Source organism: Marinomonas alcarazii (genome assembly GCF_003208215.1).
Classification (GTDB): Bacteria; Pseudomonadota; Gammaproteobacteria; order Pseudomonadales; family Marinomonadaceae; genus Marinomonas; species Marinomonas alcarazii.
The window spans coordinates 741148-766449 of the sequence record NZ_QKLW01000001.1; the positions used below are offsets into that span (position 1 = coordinate 741148).

At 44.3% G+C, this 25302-nt stretch carries 25 protein-coding genes; 18 read left to right on the top strand and 7 right to left on the bottom strand.

All coding sequences use genetic code 11. The features are described from left to right. Positions 1-30: 30 nt before the first annotated feature. From DFP75_RS03250 to DFP75_RS18360, 3 genes are all read right to left on the bottom strand, one after another. Positions 31-1053: a GTP pyrophosphokinase gene (locus DFP75_RS03250; RefSeq protein ID WP_220032611.1), complete on the bottom strand. Its 1023-nt coding sequence runs from the start codon at positions 1051-1053 to the stop codon at positions 31-33. Next, complete coding sequence (locus DFP75_RS03255; RefSeq protein WP_110572173.1) at positions 1008-2105, bottom strand: nucleoid-associated protein; 1098 nt, start codon at positions 2103-2105, stop codon at positions 1008-1010. The genes DFP75_RS03250 and DFP75_RS03255 overlap by 46 nt, the downstream gene beginning before the upstream one ends. A 183-nt stretch (positions 2106-2288) precedes the next feature. Then, the gene (locus tag DFP75_RS18360) at positions 2289-2432 is read right to left on the bottom strand and encodes a hypothetical protein (protein ID WP_181416992.1); all 144 of its coding nucleotides are present in this window, start codon (positions 2430-2432) and stop codon (positions 2289-2291) included. Positions 2433-2632: 200 nt separating this feature from the next. Here DFP75_RS18360 and DFP75_RS03260 point away from each other — a divergent pair, with 200 nt between their 5' ends. Genes DFP75_RS03260 through DFP75_RS03270 form a run of 3 tightly spaced genes read left to right on the top strand, consistent with a single transcriptional unit; the run spans position 2633 to position 3937 of the window. Then, a complete protein-coding gene (locus DFP75_RS03260; protein ID WP_110572175.1) occupies positions 2633-3097 on the top strand; it encodes a helix-turn-helix domain-containing protein in 465 nt (154 codons plus the stop codon). Positions 3098-3106: 9 nt separating this feature from the next. Next, entirely contained in the window at positions 3107-3661 is a 555-nt protein-coding gene (locus DFP75_RS03265; RefSeq protein ID WP_110572176.1) for a PIN domain-containing protein, read from the top strand. Positions 3662-3709: 48 nt separating this feature from the next. Then, the gene (locus tag DFP75_RS03270; protein WP_245926946.1) at positions 3710-3937 is read left to right on the top strand and encodes a hypothetical protein; all 228 of its coding nucleotides are present in this window, start codon (positions 3710-3712) and stop codon (positions 3935-3937) included. A gap of 190 nt (positions 3938-4127) precedes the next feature. On the opposite strand, the gene DFP75_RS03275 is transcribed toward DFP75_RS03270, so the two are convergent. Further along, on the bottom strand, positions 4128-4679 hold the full coding sequence (locus DFP75_RS03275) for a stationary phase growth adaptation protein (protein WP_110572178.1): 552 nt from the start codon (positions 4677-4679) through the stop codon (positions 4128-4130). Positions 4680-4886: 207 nt separating this feature from the next. Here DFP75_RS03275 and umuD point away from each other — a divergent pair, with 207 nt between their 5' ends. Beyond that, complete coding sequence (gene umuD / locus DFP75_RS03280) at positions 4887-5333, top strand: translesion error-prone DNA polymerase V autoproteolytic subunit (RefSeq protein ID WP_110572180.1); 447 nt, start codon at positions 4887-4889, stop codon at positions 5331-5333. Further along, positions 5334-6605, top strand: a complete 1272-nt coding sequence (gene umuC / locus DFP75_RS03285) for a translesion error-prone DNA polymerase V subunit UmuC (protein WP_110572182.1) — start codon at positions 5334-5336, stop codon at positions 6603-6605. It abuts the gene before it with no gap. Positions 6606-6674: 69 nt separating this feature from the next. Here the strand turns inward: umuC and DFP75_RS03290 are convergent, their stop codons facing one another. Then, positions 6675-7043, bottom strand: a complete 369-nt coding sequence (locus DFP75_RS03290) for a methionine-R-sulfoxide reductase (RefSeq protein ID WP_110572184.1) — start codon at positions 7041-7043, stop codon at positions 6675-6677. Positions 7044-7266: 223 nt separating this feature from the next. Between DFP75_RS03290 and DFP75_RS03295 the strand changes: the two genes are divergently transcribed. The 4 genes from DFP75_RS03295 to DFP75_RS03310 all read left to right on the top strand — a co-directional run bounded on the left by DFP75_RS03295 (position 7267) and on the right by DFP75_RS03310 (position 12027). Next, positions 7267-7977, top strand: a complete 711-nt coding sequence (locus DFP75_RS03295) for a dienelactone hydrolase family protein (protein WP_110572186.1) — start codon at positions 7267-7269, stop codon at positions 7975-7977. 368 nt (positions 7978-8345) lie between these two features. Continuing rightward, positions 8346-9488: an HlyD/EmrA/EmrK family protein gene (locus tag DFP75_RS03300; protein WP_110572188.1), complete on the top strand. Its 1143-nt coding sequence runs from the start codon at positions 8346-8348 to the stop codon at positions 9486-9488. 3 nt (positions 9489-9491) lie between these two features. Further along, positions 9492-11057: an MFS transporter gene (locus tag DFP75_RS03305; RefSeq protein WP_245926979.1), complete on the top strand. Its 1566-nt coding sequence runs from the start codon at positions 9492-9494 to the stop codon at positions 11055-11057. Positions 11058-11106: 49 nt separating this feature from the next. After that, positions 11107-12027, top strand: coding sequence for a LysR family transcriptional regulator (locus DFP75_RS03310; protein WP_110572191.1), 921 nt, complete (start codon positions 11107-11109; stop codon positions 12025-12027). A 96-nt stretch (positions 12028-12123) separates the two neighbouring features. Here DFP75_RS03310 and DFP75_RS03315 read toward each other — a convergent pair whose 3' ends face one another. Continuing rightward, positions 12124-13227: an ABC transporter ATP-binding protein gene (locus DFP75_RS03315; protein ID WP_110572193.1), complete on the bottom strand. Its 1104-nt coding sequence runs from the start codon at positions 13225-13227 to the stop codon at positions 12124-12126. Between the two features lie 18 nt (positions 13228-13245). Beyond that, positions 13246-14028: an IclR family transcriptional regulator gene (locus tag DFP75_RS03320; protein ID WP_110572195.1), complete on the bottom strand. Its 783-nt coding sequence runs from the start codon at positions 14026-14028 to the stop codon at positions 13246-13248. Positions 14029-14368: 340 nt separating this feature from the next. Between DFP75_RS03320 and DFP75_RS03325 the strand changes: the two genes are divergently transcribed. Genes DFP75_RS03325 through DFP75_RS03365 form a run of 9 tightly spaced genes read left to right on the top strand, consistent with a single transcriptional unit; the run spans position 14369 to position 25290 of the window. Continuing rightward, entirely contained in the window at positions 14369-15244 is an 876-nt protein-coding gene (locus tag DFP75_RS03325) for a carbohydrate ABC transporter permease (protein ID WP_110572197.1), read from the top strand. Continuing rightward, positions 15244-16095 (top strand): carbohydrate ABC transporter permease, encoded by an 852-nt coding sequence (locus tag DFP75_RS03330; RefSeq protein WP_110572199.1) that lies wholly within the window; start codon positions 15244-15246, stop codon positions 16093-16095. The genes DFP75_RS03325 and DFP75_RS03330 overlap by 1 nt, the downstream gene beginning before the upstream one ends. Positions 16096-16101: 6 nt before the next feature. Then, a complete protein-coding gene (locus tag DFP75_RS03335; protein WP_110572201.1) occupies positions 16102-18246 on the top strand; it encodes an alpha-galactosidase in 2145 nt (714 codons plus the stop codon). Then, a complete protein-coding gene (locus DFP75_RS03340) occupies positions 18247-19983 on the top strand; it encodes an IlvD/Edd family dehydratase (RefSeq protein ID WP_110572203.1) in 1737 nt (578 codons plus the stop codon). Continuing rightward, positions 19983-20756: an SDR family NAD(P)-dependent oxidoreductase gene (locus DFP75_RS03345; protein WP_110572205.1), complete on the top strand. Its 774-nt coding sequence runs from the start codon at positions 19983-19985 to the stop codon at positions 20754-20756. The genes DFP75_RS03340 and DFP75_RS03345 overlap by 1 nt, the downstream gene beginning before the upstream one ends. After that, positions 20756-21757 (top strand): 2-dehydro-3-deoxygalactonokinase, encoded by a 1002-nt coding sequence (locus DFP75_RS03350; RefSeq protein WP_110572207.1) that lies wholly within the window; start codon positions 20756-20758, stop codon positions 21755-21757. Before DFP75_RS03345 ends, DFP75_RS03350 begins: the two co-directional genes overlap by 1 nt. Positions 21758-21761: 4 nt before the next feature. Continuing rightward, on the top strand, positions 21762-22397 hold the full coding sequence (locus DFP75_RS03355; protein WP_110572209.1) for a 2-dehydro-3-deoxy-6-phosphogalactonate aldolase: 636 nt from the start codon (positions 21762-21764) through the stop codon (positions 22395-22397). 40 nt (positions 22398-22437) lie between these two features. Further along, on the top strand, positions 22438-23316 hold the full coding sequence (locus tag DFP75_RS03360) for an SMP-30/gluconolactonase/LRE family protein (protein ID WP_110572211.1): 879 nt from the start codon (positions 22438-22440) through the stop codon (positions 23314-23316). A 3-nt stretch (positions 23317-23319) separates the two neighbouring features. Then, positions 23320-25290 carry a beta-galactosidase gene (locus tag DFP75_RS03365; RefSeq protein WP_110572213.1) on the top strand — a complete coding sequence of 657 codons (1971 nt, stop codon included), beginning with the start codon at positions 23320-23322 and terminating at the stop codon, positions 25288-25290. Positions 25291-25302 lie beyond the last annotated feature (12 nt).

Sequence of the window (25302 nt, forward strand, 5' to 3'; positions counted from 1 at the left end):
TGTTTTTTCTCTTGATTTTTTAAAATAGAGTTATTCATTTATTAGGCTTGCTCCTAGATCAGCTGCTATCTCATCAAGATCTTTTCTAGAAATTGGCCATTCCCGATCTGCATCATTTGGTTTTTTTAAAATAAGGTAAATTATAAATAAGATTGTACTTTGTCTATAGAGCGAATTTTTAGGTAGTAGGCTGGTTATGAGTTGGGCTAGGCTCTGTTTTCTTTGGAAAAGCTTTTCTATTCTTCTCATAAGCTCATCATCAATAAGGTATTCATAAGCATCCCATATTATAGCGGATGACTTTTCAAATGTTGGGTGTATACCTATTAGTAAAAAATATAGCGAGTCCAGTTTTTCTTTTATGTTAAACTCTTTGAACTTAGAGTTGTTCAGCTCTATTGATACCGATCTGAAGAAGTCATCAGTTGTCTCAATAAGCGCCATGCTTTTAGCTACAGTTCTGTAGACAGAAGGCTTTACTTTCTTTGTTGCTTTGTAAATTTGATCGTGCGTTAACTCAGCATGAGCATGTTGTAAAAGTGTTCTAACTTGCACTTCACATGGCGTATTGGTTGTAATAGTCACGTCTTCTAGTTGAATGTCTACCTTTGGTCTAAGTATGTAATGAACAGACTGATATCCAAAAGCAAGAGGACTCTCTTCTTTCTCTTGCTCAAAGTGTTTGCATTCATCATAGCTCCATTGATTAGAGCTTTTGATGATATTGCAAATGTCATTAATATCCTCAAGCAGTAAGACGATAAAACGAATACCAACTTTATCTTCAATATCATGATAAGGGTCGCTATAACCCTTGTTACGATGGAACGCTTTATCAATAATTGATTTATCATCTTTTAAACGATATTTAACTGGAACCTTCAAAAAAGAATTTAGGTCCTTTCCAATATCAAAAAGCTGTGTTTGAACTTCATTCTGAATAAAGTTACCCCAAGCTTCATATATAGGCTTGTCATTTATCCATTTTTTTAAAAACTCATCTTCATTCATTCTTGGTTTGTTATTTTTTCTTTCACTATTATTTGAGTCCATTCTGGTATATTACCTCTTTCATCAGGTGTACCTTTAATGCTTTCAAACGATATTTTTTCTTTAAATACTTCAGGCGAAGCTGTTAGTTTTATGTTGCTATTAAAGGACAGTTTTCTTAGTTTAAGGCTTTTCTTTATGTGCTCTACATCTTTTGTGAAATTCTCTCTTGGCAACCCATTGTCTTCTAGGCTTTCAATGAGGTCTTCTCTAATGTCTTCATTTAAATAGTCATTAGAGAAGTCTACAGGACTAATTATAGGTGACGTATTGACTTTAATGTAGCTGATTAAAGCGTTTATATAATCATTTTTTTCTTCTTCATCTATTTCTAATTCACTTATAAACTTCTTTGTTAGCTCAAAGAAAAGCTTTGTTCTTCTCGCACTTGTATCTGGGTAGGTAAATCCTAAAAATCCGTTGTAAAAATAGTAAGCAGCCGCTTTGCCTTCGGCTTGGCTTATTTGATAATCAGATACCCATACTTCCCAGCTTCTGTTTAAATCTTCGTTATCAGGCTGAAAATTTCTTTTTTGTAGAAATGCGGCTGTTTTATAAAGTCGAGCGCTGGGAGTAAGCAATACATCCTCAATGTAGTTTAATGATATTTTATTGGTATCAGGATCAACTAGTTTTTGATAAGCATTGTGTGTTTCTGCTTTTATGATTCCAAGGAACGGTGTGTCTGGAAAATTACAAGTGCCTGTAAATACAACGACGATACCGCCAGGATAAGATGCTTTTTTTTGTGCCTTATCAAGTAGTTTTGCAATCTCAAATGAGGAATTTATAAACGCCTCATTATCTTCGTTTATTGCTCTATCGACCAACCTACTTAAGCTTGTTGCATCTTGCCTTTCTATGATCATTTCAACTGCTTTGGTGTTTTCCCCAAGTGCGTCACTAACTCGGCTCCTGAAATTTGACATGGCACTATCGTCAAATTCGGTATATGCAGTACTTTTCGACGGAGCTTGTTGGATTTGGAGCTCTTTATTTTTTTTAAAAATTTGGTGGATGATAATCTGGTTAATCTTGGCGTTAAGAAACTGCATAAATCTTCTCTGTGAGTACGCTGACAAGCTAAGAGAAGGGGAGGATTTAGTATTGCTTCACCTTCCTTGGTTGTCGCGAAATTGTCATTGATTAAGTTGTTAATTCGATACTATGTGACCTGTCACGCTTTGTCAGCCCTTTTCTTGACGTTTTCCTTACTTTTCATGTGGTAAGTTTTGGGATCAGAAAAATTGATTGTAAACGACGCAGCTAAACCCTTTTTTATAGCGGAAAGCATCGCTGTCGTACCCGCCACCGACATCATAGCCATGATCCAAACCATCTGAACTACCAATAACTCGCCAGAATCCAAACCAATCCCGCATGGATCGATCAAATCATCGAATGCGTTAAAAGCGCTATGCCCGTCTTTGTTGTTTTTTCGAATGTATAAAGTCTAGATCAAAAACACTTAAGTGAAATAACTGAAAAAAATGGATGTTTTCAGATATTTCATTTATGTTTGGGGTTACTGAGGCTAGCTTTTAGTTTGCCTTGATAGTGTTAAGGGTGAGAGGTTACTCGAATGATGAAAACCAATTTAAATGTTGAGCCGGATACCAGTGCAATAATCAAAGCGCAGCAGTACCTGAAGCTGCATCAAGCGGATCTTGATAAGTTAAAAATTGATGTGTTACTTAAAAATGGTCAAAAAGCTGAATTTGAATTGCCCAAATTGACGCTTGATGCACTTGTTCAAGTGTTAGGTCAATTGGCTAAGGATGGTGATGATCAGTTGTTTGAACAGCAGGTTGACTTGGAGAAAATGGTTAGTCCTGCTGTGGCTGCTAAATTTCTTGGAATGTCACGACCAAAAGTAACAGGTTATATTTTGGCTGGGCAAATTCCATCTATGAAGGTAGGCACTCATCATCGTGTAAAAATGGCAGATGTCTTGTTATTTAAGGAGAAGCTTTCTAGTGCTAAGGGGTCAAGAGAAGAGACTCTTAGTTTAATTGCCAACTTTGAGCAAGAGTCAGATTCTATGTAAGGGGTTGTTATGGATGATAAAATTTTGCTGGATGCAAATACCCTATATTCACAACCATTGAGGATGATGCTGCTTAATTTGATGCAGTTAGATGGGTGTACTACTCAGTTTTTTTGGACTGATAAGATAGATGCAGAATGGTCTAATGCTTTAATTCGTAGGCATCCCGAAAGCAAAGACGTCATTATTAAGCAGGTAAATTCGATTAAGGCATCCTTTTTCGATCGCTATGTTTTAGGTTACGAGCCATTAATAAATCAGCTTGACCTTCCTGATCCAGATGATCGTCATGTTCTTGCTGCTGCAGTAAAAACGGGTTGTAATATTATTGCGACAGATAACATTAAAGACTTTCCGGCAAAATTATTGGCTGAGTATGGTATCAGAGCGATGACAAGAGACGAGTTGATGTGTTTCTTGTTCACTAATGAAAAAGATAGTGTCATGAAAGCTTTAGATAATTTTGCACGTGTACATAAAGACCCGGAGCTTACAGTCGAAGACTTGCTAATAAAGCTTGATCGTTCAGTGCCAAGTTTTACACACTTAGTAAGAGAGTCCTGACTTCACAATCCTGTATAGCTTTAAAAATACCACCTTCGGGTGGTTTTTTTGAATTTGGGGGCAGATGAAAAATTGATTGTAAACGACGCAGCTAAACCCTTTTTTATAGCGGAAAGCATCGCTGTCGTACCCGCCACCGACATCACGGCCATGAGCCAAACTATCCGAAACTACCAGCAACAAGTCGCCAGAATCCAAACCAACTCCGCATGGGTCGACCAAACCATCGAACGCGTCAAAAACGCCACAGGCCGACACTTCGGAGAGGGTGGTTGATAAATCAAGTTTACATGTATAAACTACAGATATTGACAGAGATGTCATATGGATGCAGCAGAGTGAGTCACATCACACATCCGGCTACCGTAAAAGGTCGAGGGCAACCCGGTAAAGGCTTTCTGAATATCGAGCATAGGCTCAAAGTTTGAATCAATGCTCGACGGAACCCGCTTTTAGGCGGGTTTTGTTATTTATGGGGTTTGGGAAGCGGCTTTCCTAATTTAAGATTCTTCGCAATGTTGAAAAAATTCACCTTATCCAGCTTGGGCATCACGTCTTCAGGGTAAGCACTGGTAATATGTATCCTCATTAACTTTTTCTCTCGGTACATCTTAAAGGGCACGAAATAGATGATTTGCCCTTTTTCCTCTGTGTTGATGGTGACAGAGGCGTAGCTTCCATAACCTGCGTGTCCTATGCGGGTTTTCTTGTCTCCAAATGCATCAACAATTTGTCTCAAATACTTTTTTGATAATTCATATCGAACAAAGCAAAACGGCCTGCTTTCTTTTAGGGTGTGGTACATCAGATCTGCTTTTTCCGCTTCTGTTTGATGAGGATAGTCTTTTGCGAAGCAGTGGAACGAGTAGGAAACCATAAAAGTGTAGGTTTCTTTTTTCCCGTTTATGATATCGGAGTAAGTCGCTTCATGGGCATCAAGGTGACTAAGATCGTATGTTTGACCGTTTGAATCGATAAATGGCCTCCACTTATCTACCTCGTCAATTTTTCTCCGCATTCCTCGTCCCAATTTTTCAAGAGTAAAGCCGAGTAATATACCTTTGAACAGTTATGAATTCCATGTTGACGAAACAGAGCTGTATTAGATCCCCGCCTCATTTCTGGTCGCAAAAGCCGGAAATCCAGCCTCTTACAAAATTTCACTTGGCGATTGATGCTACTTAAAACTATACTGTATATCCATACAGTATTTTGGTGTTTTATTATGCGTGTGACTTATCTTGGTGTGTCTGAGTCGGCGGCGTTTATCGCGGCCAATAGCGTGCGGATTCCTTTGTATGTGGACTCTGTGTCGGCGGGGTTTCCTTCGCCTGCTCAGGATTTTGTTGAAAAATCGTTGGATTTAAATGAGTTGTGCGTGAGCCATCCGCATGCGACGTTTTTTGTTCGTGCCCAGGGGGATTCGATGATAGAGGCGGGGATTCATTCTGGCGATGTCTTGGTGGTGGATCGTTCGTTGACGGCGCGTCATGGGGATATTGTGATTGCCTGTATTCATGGGGAGATGACGGTGAAGGCGTTGGAGCTTAAGCCCAATGTGTTACTTCGCCCGAAGAATAAAGCCTATAAAGCCATTCATATCACAGAGGAATCTGAATTAGAGATTTTTGGTGTGGTCACGGGCGTGGTTCGTAAGTACGAGCGCCATTAAATGCGAACTGTCTTTGCCTTGGTTGATTGCAACAACTTTTACGCCAGCTGTGAAAAGTTGTTTCGTCCTGATTTAAAGCATGCGCCTGTTGCGGTGTTGTCGAATAACGATGGCTGTATTGTCGCGCGTTCCAAAGAGGTAAAGGCGCTGGGTATCAAGATGGGCGTGCCGATGTTTCAGGTGCAGGATGAGATAAGAAAACACGGCATTGTGTGCTTTTCATCCAACTATGCTTTGTATGCGGATATGTCGAATCGGGTGATGACGATCTTGGAGGAAGAGGCACCACGCCTGGAAGTGTATTCTATCGATGAAGCTTTCATGGATTTAACAGGTGTTGATCACGTTACGGATTTGCTGGCATTTGGCAAGCATGTAAAAGCCAAGGTCGATCAATGGACGGGCATCACTGTTGGTATTGGTATCGCGCCAACTAAGACGTTAGCGAAGTTGGCAAACCATGCTGCGAAGAAATACCCAGCAACGGGTTCGGTAGTGGATTTGATGGACGCCAACAGACAAAAGCGTTTGTTGGCGTTGTTGGATGTGGGTGACGTTTGGGGTGTTGGTCGTCGCACCACGGCGAAGCTAAAGGCGAGAGGCATTCATACTGCGTTGGATCTTGCTAATGCTGATCTGAAATCCATTCGTAGCGAATTTTCAGTGGTGTTGGAGCGAACGATTCGTGAGTTAAATGGTGTGTCGTGTTTGGATTTAGAACTGGTTAGGCCAACCAAACAACAAATCATTTGCAGTCGCTCTTTTGGTCATAAGGTGACGGATAAGCAAGAGCTTCGGGAAGCCATATCCAAGTACACAACGCGCGCTGCCGAGAAGTTGCGTGGGGAAAAACGCCTTTGTCGTTTAGTCAGTGTGTTCATTCGCACCAGTCCGTTTATTCCAAACGAACCTCAGTATTCGAAAACGCTTTCTGCTGAACTTCCTAATCCAACCGATGACACGCGGGATTTATTAGAAGTCGCTGGCGTGCTGTTTGCGCGACTCTGGCGTGATGGTTTTCGCTATATGAAAGCAGGCGTAATGCTTACCGACTTTTACGAGCACGATGCTTTTCAGCAAGATTTATTCCGAGCGGACAGCACGAAAAGCAACTCAAAAGCACTCATGAGTGTGGTGGATAAAATTAACCATAGTGGCCTCGGCAACGTATTTTTCGCCTCGCAAGGTGTGTTGCCTCAGTGGGCGATGAAACGAGAACATCTGTCGCCAAGGTATACGACTAAATGGGATGAACTGCCCAAGGTTTGGTGAGTAGTGAAGATATAAACAGTAAAACCGCCAAGGGGGCGGTTTTATTGCTTTAGAGCTTAAACTGGTTAATTAGTCTTTGCTGACAAACTTCATGGAGATGGAGTTGACGCAGTGGCGAATGTTTTTTTCGGTGAGTCTTTCGCCTTCAAATACATGGCCTAGGTGTCCGTCGCAATTGGCGCAGACGATTTCGATACGACGGCCGTCGGCATCGGGTACGCGTTTTACGGCGTTTGGTATTTCATCGTCAAAGCTCGGCCAGCCGCAGTGCGATAGGAACTTATGTTCTGACGTGTATAGAGGCGCGTCGCATTGGCGGCAGACATATAATCCGTTTGTCATTGTGTCGGTGTATTCGCCAGTAAACGGGCGTTCTGTGCCTTTATCAAGGATGACACTGGCTTCTACAGGCGTAAGCTTGTTGTATGGTTTACTCATAAGACTTGTTCTCCTGTCGCTATGGGCGTTGTTAGCATAAATTATGTCATGCCTTATCGTTTTAGAGTAAGACAATAAATTGCACATCAAGTTCGTGAGTGTAAAAGGATTGTTGTTCTGTCGATTCAATGTTGGCGAGATATCGAGTAATTGCATTGATTTCATTGGGTTTGGCTGGTTACACTGGATAAACATCATTTATAGATTTTTAAAGGGGTTGCTTATGAGCCAGACATTTGAGTCGATATTTAAAGACAATGTTAAGCGTATGCATTACCAAGTCGATGGGCTGAGTTCAGATAAAAGTCACATTCAGGTAATTATTTGGCCTACATTTTCTGGTTTGACGGACTTTGAAAAAGGTGTGGCAGACCGTATTGCGTCAATGGGGTTTTCTGCAACCGCATTGGATTTGTACGGCATGGGGCAGAATCCAGTCGAAATGGATGAGAAAAAGGCGAAAATGGGGGCCTTGTTGGCTGAAGCAGACCCTTTGCATGGTTTGCAAAAGGAGCTAACTGAATCCGCTTGTGATGCTATTCACGGCAAAACTATTGTGCATGTTGGTTTTTGTTTGGGTGGTCGTTTGGCGTTAGAGGCCGGTTTGCATCTGGCGGACAGTGCTGGCGCGGCGAGTTTTCATGGCTTGATGAGTTTTTTCCGTGCTCAATCGGAAGAAAAGGCCAACACCAAAACGAAAATCATGGTGCTGAATGGTTATGAAGATCCTCTAGTTAATGAATCTGAAGCTCAAGAAGCGAAACGTTACTGGGCAGGTTTGGGGATGGATTTTCAGTACATAGATTTTGCTAGCACTATGCATTCGTTCATGTTGCCAAGTGCGGACAGTCCAGAGCATGGCAGCCAGTATAATCCATTGACCGCGCAGCGCGGTTATCAATATTTGGAACACTTTTTAGAAGAATTTGTTTAAGTAATACCAATTCAAGCAGACAGGGAGAACCCAGTCTGTGTCTGCTTGAGTCGTCTCTTATCTCTTGTTATTCCTCTCGATCATGCTTTTCCTGTCTGGTTTGTGCTCTCGCTGTCAAAACGTATAAAAAATAATGATAAAACATTTTGAGAAAACAGCGCGTTTTTGCTTTTTGCAACGACTTTTCGCTCTCAAAATGTCGATCTTTTCATAAGTTCTTGGTAAAAAATAAGGAAAAATAACTTTGATATTATTGTCTTAATTATAGGACGATGAGTCCCATTTTTTGATATTGCCCTCTTTATTTTATCGCCTTATCCTTGCCCGATTCAGATCCCTTCAGGTTATTTCGAGAGTATAAAAGAGCAATGACAGAGATAGATAAGCATTCATTAAAAAAGAAAAACACGATTGTCTTACTGGCGATTAGTGTCGTGGTAGTTTGTGTTGGTATCTATATTTGGTGGTTAAAAATAGGACGGTTTTACGAAACAACAGAAGATGCTTATGTGTCCGGCAATATTGTAAATGTTATGTCTCAAGTGTCTGGCACCGTCACGGACATCATGGCTGATAATACTAGCTTGGTGAGCGAGTCTGATCAGTTAGTAAGAATAAATCCGGTCGATGCTCAGTTGGCCTTGCAGCAGGCCGAAGCGAGTCTTGCGAGTACCATACGGTCTGTGCGCAATAGTTTTGCTTCTTTGGAAGAGCAGGAGGCCAATGTCCGATTGGCTAAAATTTCATTGGATAAGGCGCAACAAGATTATCAGCGTCGCGTGAATTTAAAGAAGAATAACTTAATTTCTAATGAAGATTTAAGCCATTATGAAAGCGCTTTAACGAGTGCGAAAGCGTCTTATAATCTTGCTTTAAAATCATACGATACGAATAAAACGAAGGTCGATAATACAACGGTGCTGACGCATCCCGATGTGTTAAAAGCCGAATCTGTTTTAAAAGCGGCTTGGTTAACGCTGAATCGCACTTCGGTGCTTGCCCCTGCCAGCGGTTATGTTGCTCAACGTAGCGTGCAAGTGGGTCAGCATGTGGCACCAGGCACCACCTTGATGTCTGTTATTCCATTAAAAAATGTCTGGGTAACCGCGAATTTCAAAGAAACACAGCTTGGCCATATTCGCGCTGGGCAGCCTGTTACCTTAACGTCTGATATTTATGGTTCTAGTGTGACTTACCACGGCAAAGTAAAAGGGATAGAACCTGGAACAGGCAGTGCGTTCTCTTTGCTGCCCGCGTCTAACGCGACAGGCAACTGGATTAAGACGGTGCAAAGGGTGCCAGTTCGTATAGTGATAAACCCAGATGAGCTGCAGGAGCATCCGCTTCGCCCTGGTTTGTCTATGAGCGTAAACGTGGATACTCATAACGCAGGTGCACCAGTATTAACGTCGCTCGCTGACGTTCAGACTCCTTGGCGCACTCGTGTGTTTGATCACAATGATGAAGGCGTCAATGTGATTATTCAAAAGATCATTAAAGAAAGTTTGTAAGTGATGATCAGTAAAATTAGTCGTCACAAATATGTGCCAGCGCCATCCCATGAATGGCTAATGCTGGCGACCATATTCTTGCTCATGCTGCTGAACTTTTTGCAGACGGGGATGATTGTGTTTGCCGCTGCGCCTTTGATGGGGGAGTTGGGTGTTTCTCCACAAGAATACAGTTTGGCAACTGCGTCGTATGCTTGTGTCGCTGTGGTCACCATTTCGAAGCAGCGTTGGTTAGTTGAGCGAGTGGGGTGGAAGTACTACATATTAGGTTCTTTGTTGGTCTTCTTTATAGGTTGTGTGGTTGGGTTTTACTGCCGAAGCTTTGATGGCTTTTTGATTGGCTATGTGATTATGGGCTTTGGTGGTGCGGCTTTCATGACAGGGGCTAGGGTCATTATTAATTTATTTCCCCCTAGTTTGATTCGCTTAACGGGGATTAAGGCGTACGCTTATGGATTGACCATAGGCTCTGCTCTTGCGCCTTTTTTGGCGGCGCATTTATTTATGTCCAGTTCTTGGCATTATTTATTTGTCATTTTGATGGTGGTGAGTTTGCTGAGTGCGGTTACCGCGTCTTTTTGTTTGCCTGGCATACCTGCGAAAGAAGATATTCGTAGCCAAAGCCACCCCTATATCTTAATGGCCTTAGCCGCGGGCTCTTTTTTCATGTTGTATGGCTTTCAACACGGTAATTACGCTTTTTTTAGCAACAGTGTGCTGGTGGGCGTCTTTCTATTGTTGGGTTTGAGTAGCCTGTATTATTTTTTACGCAGTATGGTTCGTCACCATGAAAATCGACCGTTACTGTCGATGAAGTCGCTGTTTGATAGCAAGCTGTACCGGAATGGCGTGACTGTGTTTTTTGTCTGTTATTTGATAATGGGATCAAACAGTTACTTGATACCACAGATTATGCAGAAAGGGCTTGGGTATGGTTGGAGTACGATTGGCAATTGGTATGCTCTTGGGCAGGTAGCGGGTGTGATTGGTTTGTACGTTAGTATGCTGATTATGCCGAAGCGGCCACACGGCAAAAAATTCTATGTGACGGGCTTTTTGTGTTTGATGGCGTATGGCTTTTTTATGATGAGGTTAACGCCAACAACCAACTTACAGACTTATGTCGCGCCTGCGTTATTTCTTTTTGTGTTTTTTACGGTGTGTGTGCAAGGTACCGTGGCAGCGAAAGCGTTTACCGAGCTTCAGCATGATGAAACAGTCTTTTCTCACGCCCAACAAGTAAAAAACATGGTGTCACAATTGAGTGTGGCGTTAGGGATCACTTTAGGAAGTATTGGTCTGCAATGGCGTACAACAGTTCATTATGATGTTTTAAACCAGCATGTTGCGTCAAACGATCCTGTCTTTATAAGAGTACTGAGCCAGATTAGTAGTGTGTACAGCACTCACATGAGTGGCGATTTAGCCAGTAAGGCCGGCTTTGCATGGATTGCCAATGAAGTACAAAAAAACGCTGTGGTATTAGCGGGGATTGATTATTTCTCTTTGTTATTTGTTGTAGGTATTGTTGGTGTGATTGTTATGGGGTGTCAAAAACGCCTAAACTAGAGCGATGTAACGCTTACTTATTGGCTCTCTAAGGGTAATTAGTCGATTTATGGATTTTAACGATATTTATTATTTTTACCTGACTGCTGAACATGGCGGTTACACTGCTGCTGAGCGAGTGTCAGGTATTACAAAATCGCTTTTAAGTCGCCGAGTTGCGCAGCTAGAAGACAAGCTGGGTATCCAATTGATTCAGCGAAATAGTCGGCGTTTTTCTCTCACAGACGCTGGCCGACAATTATATGAAGGCGCCATTAATATGGTGGCAGAGGGGCAGTCTGCTTACGAATCTGTGGCGTTATTGCAGTCGGTTCCTTCGGGTGTGGTGCGGGTGAGCTGTCCGGTTTTATTGGCCCAGCACCATTTTTCGGTGTTTTTACCTGAGTTTATGAAGCAGTATCCCAAGGTTTCAGTGTATTTGGATGTAACGGATAGAGACGTTCAGGTATTGGAAGAACGCATTGATATCGCGCTACGAACAAGGGGAGCCATCGTAAATGGGGCGGGTATGGTGGCGAAGAAATTGGGCACCAGTAGAATGATTTTGGTAGCCAGTCCGCAGTTCATCGAAGAATTTGGTATGCCGACTCATCCAGATCAGCTTGCTAAAATGCCCACCTTGACAGAAGTCTTTGGTAAACAAGAGTCTGTCCATCAGTGGGAATTGCTCGGACCGAACAGCAGTATTTGTTTAGTGCAGCATCATCCAAGGTTGGTGTGTCTGAATCGTGGGTTGTTGCTTAGTTCGGCTGTGCAGGGTGTTGGTGTCGGACTGATGCCGGAAATTGTGGCGAGTGAAGACTTGGCAGCGGGAAATCTAGTGCGCGTATTGCCTGATTGGACAACCAAGGTCAGTATCGTACAGGCGGTCTATTCTAATAGGAAAACCATGACGCCAGCATTAAGGGTGTTTTTAGAAAGTCTTATGCAATATTTTGCGGAAGTGGTGAGCCCTAATCCGTTTGATTAGCTTACATTCTCTCTTTCTCTTTCTCTTTCTCTTGCAGATGAAAAAAATAGCCCTTACAAGGGCTATTTTTTTACTCTTTGTTCTTATCGTTTTTTCTTATCGTTCTGGCACAGGGCGGTTAACCAAGGCTTCACCGCGACTGTTAAATAAGTAGCAGTCTTCTTTTTTGATGCCGACGGTGACGCTTTCGCCGTTGCGAGTTAAGTTGGCGCCACTCACTTCTATGGTTAATTTATTGCCTTCAAATTGGCCGTAAAGATAGGTTAGGCCACCGAGGTGTTCCGCTACGTCGATATCAAGGCTAAGTGTTAGGTCAGCGTCTTGGGTGTTTTCTTTAACATGCTCTGGGCGGATGCCAAACTTAACCTTTTCATTGACCGAAACTTTTGTGCAATCGACTTCTAGTTCAACGGTTTGATTGGCGATTTCAATAACGGCAATGTCTTTGTTGTCTATGCTGACGACTTTGCCTTCTAAGAAGTTCATTTTAGGTGAGCCAATAAACCCAGCAACAAATTCGTTAGCAGGGTTGTGGTAAAGCTCAAGAGGGGATCCCACTTGTTCTACATTACCAGCGCGCAACACGACGATTTTATCTGCCAATGTCATGGCTTCGACTTGGTCGTGAGTCACATAAATCATGGTGGCTTTGAGTTTGTTATGTAGCTGCGCGATTTGGATACGCATGTCGACACGAAGTTCGGCGTCTAGATTAGAAAGCGGTTCGTCAAACAGGAAGACTTCTGGTTGACGAACGATTGCGCGGCCAATGGCAACACGTTGGCGCTGTCCGCCTGATAGTTGTTTGGGTTTGCGATCGAGTAATTCATTCAGTTGAAGAATGTTGGCTGCATCGCTTACTTGGGCTTTGATTTTTTCTGGGGCTACGCCATTCATGCGTAAACCAAAGCTCATATTTTCTTCCACTGTCATGTGTGGGTAGAGCGCATAGGATTGAAATACCATGGCGACACCTCGATCTGCAGGTGCCACGCTGTTCATGTTGATGCCATTGATTTCTAACTTGCCATCGGTAATGTCTTCTAACCCTGCTATTAAACGCAAAAGAGTTGATTTACCGCAGCCAGATGGACCCACGAAGACCACAAATTCACCGTCTTGAAGGTCTAAATTGACGCCATGAATTGTTTCAATGTCATGAAACCGTTTGATGACGTTTGTTAGTTTTATCGTCGCCATAATAGGGCTTTCCTATGCTTAATTAGAGGCCATGGCCCCCATTCGGGTGGATACTTTCATACAGGCTTCTTTCACCAGTGTTTGAAAGTGTTGAAAACGCGCGTCGTCTACTCGAAATTTTGGAGCGGTAATACTTAGCGCGGCGATGGGTTCGTTTCTGTGATTCAAAATAACAGAGGCGGCGCATTGAATGCCTTCCTCATGTTCTTCCAAATCTAGGGAGACTTTGCTTTCACGAATCTTAATAAGATCGTCTCTTAGCATTTGTTCGTTAATTAAGGTGGTGTCTGTGTGTTTGGTAAAGCTTTGCTCTTTAATAGCAGCGACCAATTGGTCTTCGCTAAGAAACGCCAGCATGGCTTTGCCAACACCGGTGCAATAAGCAGGGCCTTTTTTGCCCACGGCGGAGAATAGACGCAAGCTTTTCTGGCTTTCCAGTTTATCGATGTAGATCACATCCCCTCGATCAAGTACGGCAAGGTGAATGGTTTCGCCTGTTTCATCCCATAAATACTTAATTTGGTCTGCGGCAATGTCACGTATATCGATTTTTGCCCACGCTTGATGGGCAAGCTCTAGTAGTCCATAGCCAGGGTGATAAAGCTGGGTGAATTCGTCAAAACGAACCAAGCCCTTTTCTGTTAGGGACATTAAAATTCGGTGAGCGGTGGCTTTTGGCAGGTCTGTTTTTTCAACCAAATCTGCAAAGCGTAATGGCACTTCTGCAACACATACTTCCTGTAGCAGGTTGAGTGCTTTGTCTAAAGATGAGCCTCCGCTCTTTGATTCTTGTTCTGCCATATTGGGTTTCCTTAATCTTTTTGAGGTATTTATACGACTAGGTTTTGCACTATTTTATTAAAAAATAGACTGAAAATATCCATTTATAACCAATGAGTCGTGCCTTCAATCTGTTTGGTGCTCGTTCTAGCGGCGCTAATTTAATCGTATAAATCACTCTTGTTCTTATTCTTGTAAGGTAAATTTCACTTCAAAAAACCAAGTCTCAAAAATGTTCTAAATTGAGTATTGCAAAAAATGGAACTTTATTCCATTATTTTATTCATCGAGTTGTTTGAAGTAAAATTCAAGTAGCAAGTAGGCGATTTATAAATTAATAAAAATAAGAGGTGTGTGCGCCATGCAGAAATTGCATAGCAGGCAGCAGCAATGGATGCCGGTTTTGTTCTTAGCGCCAGCAGTCATTTTGTTTGTGGTCTACGTGATCTTTCCGATTCTTCAGAGTATTTGGCTGAGCTTCTATGAATGGGACGGGATTGGAGAAAAAACGTTCGTAGGCTTTAGTAACTACTTGGAGCTGTTTGATGATTATCAGTTTTGGGTAGCATTAAAAAACAATATCTACTGGATGGTTTTCTTCATGTTAGCGCCGCCTATTGGCTTGGGTATTGCGTTATTTCTAAATCAAAAAATCATGGGCATACGTTTAGTTAAGTCTATGTTTTTCTTTCCTTTTGTCATCTCTCAAGTTGTTGTTGGCTTGGTTTTCTCTTGGTTCTATGATCCATCATTTGGTCTTTTTAATAAGGCGATTGGGCTGTTCGGAATGGAACCTGTGGCGGTGTTATCCGATGAGAATTGGGTGACATTTGGCATCATAGTCGCGGGTCTTTGGCCGCAAATCGCTTATTGCATGATCTTGTATCTCACAGGCTTAAATAACCTTAATCCGGATCAAATCGAAGCTGCACGTTTAGACGGTGCCCATGGTTGGAAAATGCTGCGTCATGTCATTTTGCCTCAATTACGACCTGCTACTTTTATTGCGGTGGTGGTGACGGTAATTGGTGCCTTACGAAGCTTCGACCTTGTGGCGACAATGACAAGTGGTGGTCCATTTGGTACATCCAGTGTGCTTGCATACTTCATGTATGAGCAGTCCATCTTTAACTATCGTGCCGGTTATGGTGCAGCGATTGCGACAGTGCTGTTCTTGATTATGGATATTTATATCGCCTACTTCTTGTGGCGCATGCTGAAGAGTGAGAAAGCCTAATGTTTCCAACTCCTATAGAAAAAAGATCATTACCTTTTAATTTAAGCTATCGAGCAGCGGTATGGATTGCTTTGGCACTTTGGCTATTGCCCCTTGTGGCTGTGTTGTTAACTTCAGCGCGTTCAACTGCCGATATTAATGCCGGCAATTACTGGGGAATTCCTTCCGAATGGATGTTGTTCGAAAACTACATGACGGTGTTTTCTGAAACGCCCATGTTGCGTTATTTGTTGAACTCTATCTTTATTACTTTGCCTGCTGTTTTTGGGGCGGTTGCTTTGTCTACCTTGGCGGGTTATGCGTTAGCCAAGTTTAAGTTTCGCGGTAATGTTGCTCTTTTTGCGGCGTTTATCGCGGGTAACTTTGTTCCTTTTCAAATTCTTATGATTCCAGTGCGCGATCTAACGATCAGCATGGGACTGTATGACACAGCGTCAGGTTTGATTCTCTTTCATATTGCTTTTCAAACCGGCTTTTGTACCTTGTTTATGCGTAACTTCATTGTTGGCTTGCCGGATGAACTGATTGAAGCGGCGCGCGTGGAAGGGGTGAGTGAGTGGCAGATCTTCTGGCATATTGTGTTGCCTTTGGTTCGTCCTGCTTTAGCAGCGTTGTCTGTTCTGATTTTTACCTTTATTTGGAATGACTATTTCTGGGCTTTGGTACTGGTACAAAGTGATGAAGTGCGCCCAATTACGGCGGGTATTAGCGCATTAAAAGGACAGTGGATGGCGTCTTGGCAGCTGATTGCTGCGGGATCTATTGTGGCGGCATTGCCACCCGTTATTTTGTTCTTTGCTATGCAGCGTCATTTTATTGCGGGCTTAACATTAGGTGCTACGAAAGGATAATCACTCATGTCTGATGTGAAGAACGTGACTTTTTATCGCCAAGACCAGCAACAGAAAACCTTGGTGATAGCGTGTCCGGTACAGGGTTCTCCTGAACTGCTGTATTTTGGCGACGTTTTACCTGCAGCGACTGATTTGGGCTATGTGTATTTGTCGCAACAAGCGGCCATACCGCAAGGCATGATGGACAAGCCAACGCCAATGTCGCTGATTCCTGAAGCGGGGCGAGGCTGGTTGCAAACACCAGCGGTAGAAGCCAGCGCGCAAGACCGTCCAACGTGGGCGGCATGCTGGACTTTGCTGGATGTGACAGAGCAGCAAGATGGCTTTGTCATTCGCTTAGAAGACAAGGTTGCACAATTATCTGTTGCGTTAGAAATTGGTTTGTTGCCGTCTGGGGTATTACGCCAGCAGTTAACATTGACCAATCAAGGTGAATCGAATGTGACCGTACAGCGTTTGGCGTGTACCTTGCCCGTTGTTACTCAGTTTACAGAGCGTATGGGCTTTTATGGCCGTTGGTGCCAAGAATTTCAGCAAGAGCGTAGCGATTGGCAGTCCACTTGGTTACAAGAGAATCGTAACGGGCGCAATTCTCAGGCGAACTTTCCTGCGGTGATTGTTGGCGAGCAGGGCTTTGGTGAGCAGCAAGGCGAGCTGGTCGGTGCGCATTTGGCGTGGAGCGGTAATCACAGATTAAAAGCCGATTACACCGCGGAAGGTCACCGTTATTTACAAGCTGAAGTCTTGTATTTGCCAGGTGAAATTGTACTTGCTGGCAACGACTCTATTTCGACACCAGAATTGTTAGCGGCACACAGCGCTTCAGGCCTGAACGCCATGAGCCAGCAATTTCATCAGGAAGCGCGAGATCGCCTGAAGTTAACCAAGCCTCGTCCTGTCCATCTCAATACTTGGGAAGCCTTTTATTTTGATCACGATATGACCAAGCTGAAAGCGCTGGCGAAAGCAGCCGCTGATGTTGGTGTTGAACGTTACATTCTTGATGATGGTTGGTTCCGTGGTCGTGATAATGATAAGGCCGCTTTGGGCGATTGGTTCGTTGATGACATAAAGTACCCAGATGGCTTGATGCCATTGATTCGTTATGTGAAAGACGATCTAGGCATGGAGTTTGGTTTGTGGTTTGAGCCTGAAATGGTCAATCCAGATTCCGATTTATTTCGTGCTCACCCTGATTGGGCGTTGCAATTGCCGCAGTACGAGCCAGCGCTTGCGCGTAATCAATTAGTGTTGAACCTAGCCAAACCAGAAGCTTATCAATACATTCGTGAGCGCTTGTTTGCTTTGTTTACGGAATATCCGATTGACTATGTGAAATGGGACATGAACCGAGACTACACGCAGCCAAGTGGTGACATTGCGCCACAGGCCCGTGTGCAAGTAGAGGCTTTGTACCGTTTACTGAGCGAGCTTAATCAGTCGTTTCCAGCGATGGAAATTGAGAGTTGCTCGTCTGGTGGTGCGCGAGTGGACTTCGGTATTTTGAATTTTACCAAGCGTTTCTGGGCGTCCGATTGTAACGATGCTTTGGAGCGTCAAACGATCCAGCGCGGCTTCAGTTATTTTTTACCTCCAGAAGTCATGGGTTCTCATATCGGCCCAGATAAGAGCCATACGACAAGCCGAATCCATGATGTGGCGTTTCGAGCTGGAACAGCGATGTTAGGGCATTTAGGTATTGAATGGAATTTGCTGGATGCAAACGCTGAGCAAAAAGCCACTATTGCCAAATGGTTATCTCATTACAAACAGTATCGAAGTGTCTTGCACGAAGGTAATAACTGGCGTTTGCCAAGCGCCGATGGTCGAGCGCAAACCCAATGGGCATTGAGCCAAGACAGAATGCAAGGTTTGGCCGTTTATAGTCAGTTAAGCATGCCAAAGCAAGCGCAAACCTTGCCGATTTGTTTACCCAATTTACTGCCAGAGCAGCTCTATCGAGTCTCGGTTCTGGAGCACAGTCCATTGCCAGGTCATCTGATGAAAGCTTTGCCTGCGTGGTGGCAACAAGATCTTATTTTGAATGGTGCGAGTTTGAGTCAAGTTGGGCTGAGATTGCCTATTTTTGATCCAGAATCTCTAGTATTGATAGCGATTCAAGCCGTACCTGCAGCGGAGAAGCACTGAATGAGCGATACAAATAACAAAGATAAAAAACCATTACGCAGTCAGCAATGGTACGGTAAGTTAGATAAAGATGGATTTATTCATCGCAGCTGGATGAAGAACCAAGGTTTACCTGATCACAGTTTTGATGGTCGTCCAATTATTGGAATCTGCAACTCATGGAGTGAATTGACGCCATGTAACGCACATCTTCGTGAATTGGCTGAATACGTAAAACGTGGCGTATGGGAAGCGGGCGGTGTGCCGCTTGAGTTTCCTGTGATGTCGTTAGGCGAAACCCAAATGAAGCCGACTGCGATGCTGTTTCGCAACCTGATGAGTATGGACGTTGAAGAATCCATGCGCGCGTACGGAATGGACGGTGTTGTGTTATTGGGTGGTTGTGACAAAACCACGCCAGCGCAATTAATGGGCGCTTGTTCGGTGGATTTGCCGACGATTGTAGTGTCCTCCGGCCCTATGTTGAATGGTAAATATCGCGGTAAAGATATTGGCTCTGGTACGGACGTATGGAAATTCAGTGAAGCGGTTCGCGGTGGCAAAATGAGCCTAGACGCTTTCATGCGAGCGGAGTCTGGCATGTCTCGTTCTCGTGGTACTTGTATGACCATGGGCACAGCATCGACTATGTCTTGTTTGGTGGAAGCCTTGGGCATGTCTCTTCCTGAAAACGGCACTTTGCCAGCGGTCGATGCTCGTCGTCAGGCGTTGGCTCACATGACCGGTGCTCGCATTGTTGAGATGGTCAAAGAAGATCTAAAACCTTCTGATATTTTGACTAAGACAGCGTTTGAAAATGCCATTCGCGCCAATGCGGCGATTGGTGGTTCTACGAACGCAGTAGTGCATCTATTGGCGATTGCAGGTCGTGTGGGTGTGGATTTGACGCTAGAAGATTGGGATCGTATTGGTGCGGAAATTCCATGTCTTGTTGATTTGATGCCATCCGGTCGATTCTTGATGGAAGACTTCCATTACGCCGGCGGTTTCCCTGCGCTAATTCAGCGTTTAAGCCATTTGTTTGATATGAACGCTAACACCGTTTGTGGCGCTACTTTGGGTGAGATTACCGAAGGGGCTGAATGTTTCAACGAAGAAGTGATTCGTCCAATTGATCAGCCTTTGCGAGCGAATGCGGGGATTGCGGTGTTGCGTGGTAACTTGTCGCCACTTGGGGCGATTATTAAACCGAGCGCTGCCACACCGGCTTTGTTGCAACACACGGGTAAAGCCGTGGTGTTTGAAAACATCGAAGACTACAAAGCTCGTATCGATACGCCAGAACTAGAAGTCGACAAAGATTCAATTCTGGTGCTGAAAGGCTGTGGTCCAAAAGGGTATCCGGGTATGCCTGAAGTGGGCAATATGGCGTTGCCAAGTAAATTATTAGAACAAGGCATTACTGACATGGTTCGTATTAGTGATGCACGCATGAGCGGAACGGCATTCGGTACTGTGGTGTTGCATGTGGCTCCTGAATCGACCGTCGGTGGACCGTTGGCCTTGGTGCAAAACGGTGATGAAATCACCCTTGATGTTGAAGGACGTGGTTTGCATTTGCATATTTCCGATGAAGAAATGGCAGCTCGTCAAGCCGCATGGCAGCCAGAAGAAAGTGATTACAATCGTGGATATGCTAAGTTGTACATTGATCATGTTATGCAGGCTGATCAAGGTGCGGATTTAGACTTCTTGGTTGGCAAGAGTGGATCGAAAGTCAGTAGGGAGTCTCATTAATGACCAATAATAAAAATAAAACGGTTTATCCTAGTTTAAAAGGGCGTCACGCGTTAGTAAGTGGTGGCGCATCCGGCATAGGTGAAGCCTTGGTGCGAGCCTTGGCTCAGCAAGGTTGCTTGGTCAGCTTTTTCGATATCGATCAAACAGCCGGTGATAGTCTTGCCAAAGAGCTAAACGATCAGGGATTAAGCGCGAACTTTAATCTGGTTGATTTAACAGAAATAGATACGCTTCAAAAAGTGATTACTGAGCGCATGGCTGAATGGGGTGCGATCCGTATTCTCGTTAATAATGCGGCCAACGATCATCGTCATACTTTACAAGACTTGACCTCTGATGCGTTTGATCAATGCATGTCGGTCAATTTAAAGCATCATTTCTTTGCGGCTCAAGCGGTTGCGCCTGCCATGGCTGAAGCGGGTGGCGGTAGCATTATTAACATGAGCTCCAACTCTTGGATGCTAGGGCTGGCAGGTTATCCTGGTTACGTAACAGCTAAAGCGGGTATTTCAGGCTTAACCAAAGGCTTGGCTCGTGAGCTTGGTGGGCAGAAAATTCGTGTAAATACGGTGCTACCCGGTTGGGTCATGACAGAAAAGCAAAAGCGTTTATGGCTAACGCCAGAGGCGGAAGCAGAACTCATGACGCAGCAAGCGCTGAAAGAAAAAATTGAACCTGAAGATGTGGCGGATTTGGTGTTGTTTTTGGGCGCTGATGACAGCCGAATGATCTCTGGGCAAAGTTTGGTTGTGGACGGAGGGCGCTTGTAATGACTCAATTTAATCCTGTTTCACAACCCGTTGGTGGCAAAGCGAGCTTTATTGCTATTGATTGGGGAACCACCAATTTACGCGCCTTTTTGATGAATCAGGATGGTCATATCCAAGCCCAGCGAGACAGTGACCAAGGTATGTTGAAGCTTGGTTCGGCTGAATTTGAACGTGTCTTATCGGATTTGCTAGACGATTGGCTAACACCTGATTTGCCGATTTATATGGCAGGCATGGTGGGGAGTCGAGGAGGTTGGCAAGAAGTGCCTTACCAGCATTGTCCGATTAAATTAGACGATTTAGCTGAGCATCTTTTTTGGTTATCGACCTCGTTACCTAATAAGGTGGCGATTGTGCCAGGATTGCAAGGTACAGGCATTTCCGGTTTGCTTGATGTGATGCGCGGCGAAGAAACGCAATTGCTAGGAGCACTTGATTGGCTAGAAGAAAAAGGTCGCGGTGATGAATCTCCGATCTTTTGTTTGCCTGGTACCCATTGTAAATGGGCGCAAATTACTGAGGGTAAGGTAACGCAGTTTTCTACTTCTATCACTGGAGAGTTGTTTGCGCGCTTGAACGATGAATCGAGTTTGGTAAAAGGCTTGCCTAAATCAGATCAGCTTAACGAAGCCGCCTTTAAAAAAGGGGTGTTAGCGAGCCAGCAAACGGGCGGTATTTTGCATCATTTGTTCAGTGCTCGCAGTCGTTTTGTGTGTGGCGAATTGGCCGCAGACGAAGTGCGAGATTATTTGTCTGGTGTGGTGATTGGCCATGATGTGAATGACATCTTGGTGGCGTTAGAGGCCGCATCGCTAGAAACGAAAACTTGTCCAGTAGTGATTGTTGGCAGTCAGGCGTTGAGCGCAAGATATGCCTTAGCCTTGTCTTCGCGTGATCTTACTTCTGAATTTCTGGCCGCCAACGAAGCGAGTATTCGTGGTTTAAAGCGCTTGGCGAATCGTCAGGCTAAGTCGGAAGATAATCCGGCAAAGGGAGCATAATGATATGAAACATTCTTTTGATGCATTGATGCAAGAGTTTCCAATGGTTGCCATTTTGCGTGGGATAACACCAGCTGAAGTGGTTGAGCATGCTCAAGTTTTGATTGATGCCGGTTTTCGCCTAATTGAAGTGCCACTCAATTCGCCTGATGCGTTTACCAGTATTCGTTCTCTTCAGGAAAAGTTTGGTGATCAAGTGTTAATTGGTGCCGGTACGGTTTTGACCATGGCGCAGTTAACCGAGCTGGTTGATACTGGGGCGAAATTAATGGTGTGTCCACACACCGATGTTGAATTGATTAAGGCTGCAAAAGTAGCGGGCTTGTATGCTATGCCGGGCTTTTTTACGGCGAGTGAAGCCTTTGCGGCATTGCACGCAGGCGCAGATGCGGTGAAGCTGTTTCCTGCCGAAGCCTTGCCAACCATTAATGTAGTGAAAGCCTTGGGTGCGGTGATTCCCGCCGAGACTTGGTTGTGTCCAGTGGGCGGTGTCACGCCTGCCAATGTCGAGGACTATTTAAATGTCGGTGCTCGTGGGTTTGGTTTAGGTTCGGCTTTGTATAAAAAGGGTCAATCGGTCGCAGTCACTAAAACGAATGCAGATGCTTTTGTGGCGGCTTGGAAGGCTTATCAAAAATAGCTCTCTTTAACTATAAAGTAGAGATAGGAGAATAAAAATAATGAAGCAAATTAGTACTCAGCGACATCAATTAGCGGAAGGGCCTTTTTGGAGTCAGTCAGAACAAGCTTTGTATTGGGTTGATATTCCAGCCTGCCAAGTATGGCGTTGGCATCAAGAGTCAAATGAATACCAACATTGGACTTTGCCGAAAAAAGTGTCAGCAGTATTTACCACGCAAAGTGATCGTCTGTTGGTGGCTTTGGCGGATTCTGTCGCGTATTTAGATAAATCTACAGGGGAGTTAGAGCACCTGTGCGATCTAGATACCGATATTCCTGGGAACCGCAGTAACGATGCCAAATGTGATCCAAATGGTGTGTTATGGCTTGGCACAATGGACGATGCAGAGGAACAAGCATCGGGGCGTCTATGGAAAATCACGCCAGAAGGTAAAAGAACATTGCTGCTTGAAGGGGTTGGTATTTCAAACACCTTGGCATGGGATGAAGCGCGCGGTCGTTTTTATTTTGGTGATTCAATGACACGCAAAGTGCATGCTTTTCCATACCCAGAATTTTATGACGTGCGCAGCCAAAAACCATTTTTCGAAGTGAAAGAGGGCATCGGTGCGGATGGTTCTTGTATCGATGCCGAAGCCTGTATTTGGAATGCGAATTGGGATGGTTCTCGTATTGTACGCTACAGCCCAGAAGGTGAGGTTTTGCAGACGATTGAGCTGCCGTTCTCTAAGCCGACAAGCTGTGTGTTTGGTGGTGCTGATGGCAATACTTTGTTTATTACATCGGCGAGTGTCGCCACAAGTGAAAGCGAATTAGCAGAAAAGCCGTTGTCTGGTCATGTTGTTGCTATCGATTTGAAAGCCACATTGGGTCTTGATATCACAGGTGAACCAAGTCAGCCATTTGCTGGAGCGTAGAATATGAAGTTAGGTGTTTGTTATTACCCAGAGCATTGGCCAAAAACTCGTTGGCGAGAAGATGCAGAGCATATGCAGCGTATTGGAATTGAATACGTTCGGATAGGCGAATTCAGTTGGAGCACAATTGAACCGACTCCGGGCGAGCTGCATTGGGAATGGTTAGATGAATCCTTAGAAATTCTTCATTCGCATGGTTTAAAAGTCATTTTAGGAACGCCAACTGCAACGCCACCAAAATGGTTGGTAGATCGTCATCCTTCTATGTTGGCAAAAGACGAGCAGGGCCGTGTGCGTAATTTTGGTTCTCGTCGACATTATACGTTTGCCAGCCTTGAATACCGTGAAGAATGTCGTCGCATAGTTACTATGATGGCAGAGCGTTATGGCCAACATCCAGCCGTAGCGTCTTGGCAAACTGACAATGAATTCGGCTGTCATGACACGATTCTAAGTTATGCAGATGCCGATCTTGCGGCTTTTCGGGTTTGGTTGGCAGAGAAATACGGCACGATTGAGGCGTTGAATACGGCGTGGGGCAATGTGTTCTGGAGCATGGATTATCGCTCTTTTGACGAAATTGAATTGCCAAATTTAACCGTGACAGAAGCCAATCCTTCTCATCGTTTGGATTTTCAGCGTTGTTGTTCTGATCAAGTGGTCGCGTTTAATAAGCTGCAAGTGGATATTTTACGCGAGCACTCTGCAGGGCGTGATTTGGTCCATAACTACATGGGCTTTTTTACCGCTTTCGATCACCACAAAGTTGGGCAAGATCTGGATGTGGCGAGTTGGGATACTTACCCATTGGGCTTTTTAGACCAAGAAGCCATTTATACCCAAGAAGAAAAACATCAGTATTTACGTGTTGGTCATCCTGATTTTGGTGCTTTCCATCATGATTTATATCGCGGTTGTGGTAAAGGTCGTTTGTGGATTATGGAACAGCAACCAGGGCCGGTGAACTGGGCGCCACATAATCCAACGCCTGCTGATGGTGCGGTGCGTTTATGGACATGGGAGGCTTTTTCCCATGGCGCTGAATTGGTTTCTTACTTCCGCTGGCGTCAGGCACCATTTGGTCAAGAGCAAATGCACGCCGGTTTGTTACGCCCAGATGCGGAAGAAGCCGAAGCGGCAAAAGAAGCGACTTTGGTTGCGAATGAAGTGAAAGCATTGGCTGAAAAATTAGGGTTAGATGCTGATGAACTGATGTCCTTGCCAAGCGCTGGCAAAGTCGCTCTGATGTTTGATTACGACGCCTGTTGGTCATTGGATATTCAGCCACAGTCACGCGCGTATCGTTATTTATTCTGGTGCTATCGTGTCTATGAAGCGTTGCGCGAAATCGGACTTTCAGTCGATATTATTCCAAGTGATGGACCATTAGACGCTTATGAGCTTCTCGTTTTACCTGCTCAAGCTCATATCACGCCACAGTTGCAAGAAAGACTAAATGCTTACCAAGGCGTGTTATTAGCGGGGCCAAGAACAGGCAGTAAAACGGACAGTTATCAAATTCCAGACAATCTTGCGCCGGGGCCATTAGCGGAATTATTGCCGTTAACGGTCGAACGTGTAGACGCTTTGCCTGAGCATACTCAGCCAGCCGTTTCTGGGCGCTGGGGAGCCGGTAGCGTGAAACATTGGCATGAGCAGATCAAGACAGATTTGCCTTGTTTGCTAAGTGATCGTGGCGGCAATCCTGTGTTGATGGGCGAGGGACGACATTTTTATTTGGGCTCTTGTCTGGATAATAGCTTGTTGAAAGCCAGCTTGGCGAAGCTAGCAGACGTTGCTTCTCTGCCTACTTGTTATTTGCCAGAAGGCGTGAGAATTCGTGAGCGCGGTAATGTCATTTTTGTCTTTAATTATTCTTCGCAATCGGTGGTTTTTGAACCAGACAATGCTGAGTTGGTTTTGGGTAATAGAACGCTAAATGGTGCAGATGTTTCCATTTGGAAGAAAAAGTAAATTCTTTGCCAG

Excerpts from the sequence above, each read along its gene's own strand:
- DFP75_RS03330 (WP_110572199.1), top strand. The coding sequence starts at position 15,244 with ATGTTTCCAACTCCTATAGAAAAAAGATCATTACCTTTTAATTTAAGC.
- DFP75_RS03305 (WP_245926979.1), top strand. The coding sequence starts at position 9,492 with ATGATCAGTAAAATTAGTCGTCACAAATATGTGCCAGCGCCATCCCAT.
- DFP75_RS03290 (WP_110572184.1), bottom strand. The coding sequence starts at position 7,043 with ATGAGTAAACCATACAACAAGCTTACGCCTGTAGAAGCCAGTGTCATC.
- DFP75_RS03320 (WP_110572195.1), bottom strand. The coding sequence starts at position 14,028 with ATGGCAGAACAAGAATCAAAGAGCGGAGGCTCATCTTTAGACAAAGCA.
- DFP75_RS03335 (WP_110572201.1), top strand. The coding sequence starts at position 16,102 with ATGTCTGATGTGAAGAACGTGACTTTTTATCGCCAAGACCAGCAACAG.
- DFP75_RS03265 (WP_110572176.1), top strand. The coding sequence starts at position 3,107 with ATGGATGATAAAATTTTGCTGGATGCAAATACCCTATATTCACAACCA.
- DFP75_RS03365 (WP_110572213.1), top strand. The coding sequence starts at position 23,320 with ATGAAGTTAGGTGTTTGTTATTACCCAGAGCATTGGCCAAAAACTCGT.
- DFP75_RS03325 (WP_110572197.1), top strand. The coding sequence starts at position 14,369 with ATGCAGAAATTGCATAGCAGGCAGCAGCAATGGATGCCGGTTTTGTTC.
- DFP75_RS03360 (WP_110572211.1), top strand. The coding sequence starts at position 22,438 with ATGAAGCAAATTAGTACTCAGCGACATCAATTAGCGGAAGGGCCTTTT.
- DFP75_RS03260 (WP_110572175.1), top strand. The coding sequence starts at position 2,633 with ATGATGAAAACCAATTTAAATGTTGAGCCGGATACCAGTGCAATAATC.
- umuC (WP_110572182.1), top strand. The coding sequence starts at position 5,334 with ATGCGAACTGTCTTTGCCTTGGTTGATTGCAACAACTTTTACGCCAGC.
- DFP75_RS03300 (WP_110572188.1), top strand. The coding sequence starts at position 8,346 with ATGACAGAGATAGATAAGCATTCATTAAAAAAGAAAAACACGATTGTC.
- DFP75_RS03355 (WP_110572209.1), top strand. The coding sequence starts at position 21,762 with ATGAAACATTCTTTTGATGCATTGATGCAAGAGTTTCCAATGGTTGCC.
- DFP75_RS03295 (WP_110572186.1), top strand. The coding sequence starts at position 7,267 with ATGAGCCAGACATTTGAGTCGATATTTAAAGACAATGTTAAGCGTATG.
- DFP75_RS03275 (WP_110572178.1), bottom strand. The coding sequence starts at position 4,679 with ATGCGGAGAAAAATTGACGAGGTAGATAAGTGGAGGCCATTTATCGAT.
- DFP75_RS03310 (WP_110572191.1), top strand. The coding sequence starts at position 11,107 with ATGGATTTTAACGATATTTATTATTTTTACCTGACTGCTGAACATGGC.
- DFP75_RS03255 (WP_110572173.1), bottom strand. The coding sequence starts at position 2,105 with ATGCAGTTTCTTAACGCCAAGATTAACCAGATTATCATCCACCAAATT.
- DFP75_RS03250 (WP_220032611.1), bottom strand. The coding sequence starts at position 1,053 with ATGGACTCAAATAATAGTGAAAGAAAAAATAACAAACCAAGAATGAAT.
- umuD (WP_110572180.1), top strand. The coding sequence starts at position 4,887 with ATGCGTGTGACTTATCTTGGTGTGTCTGAGTCGGCGGCGTTTATCGCG.
- DFP75_RS03340 (WP_110572203.1), top strand. The coding sequence starts at position 18,247 with ATGAGCGATACAAATAACAAAGATAAAAAACCATTACGCAGTCAGCAA.
- DFP75_RS03345 (WP_110572205.1), top strand. The coding sequence starts at position 19,983 with ATGACCAATAATAAAAATAAAACGGTTTATCCTAGTTTAAAAGGGCGT.
- DFP75_RS03315 (WP_110572193.1), bottom strand. The coding sequence starts at position 13,227 with ATGGCGACGATAAAACTAACAAACGTCATCAAACGGTTTCATGACATT.
- DFP75_RS03350 (WP_110572207.1), top strand. The coding sequence starts at position 20,756 with ATGACTCAATTTAATCCTGTTTCACAACCCGTTGGTGGCAAAGCGAGC.
- DFP75_RS18360 (WP_181416992.1), bottom strand. The coding sequence starts at position 2,432 with ATGCGGGATTGGTTTGGATTCTGGCGAGTTATTGGTAGTTCAGATGGT.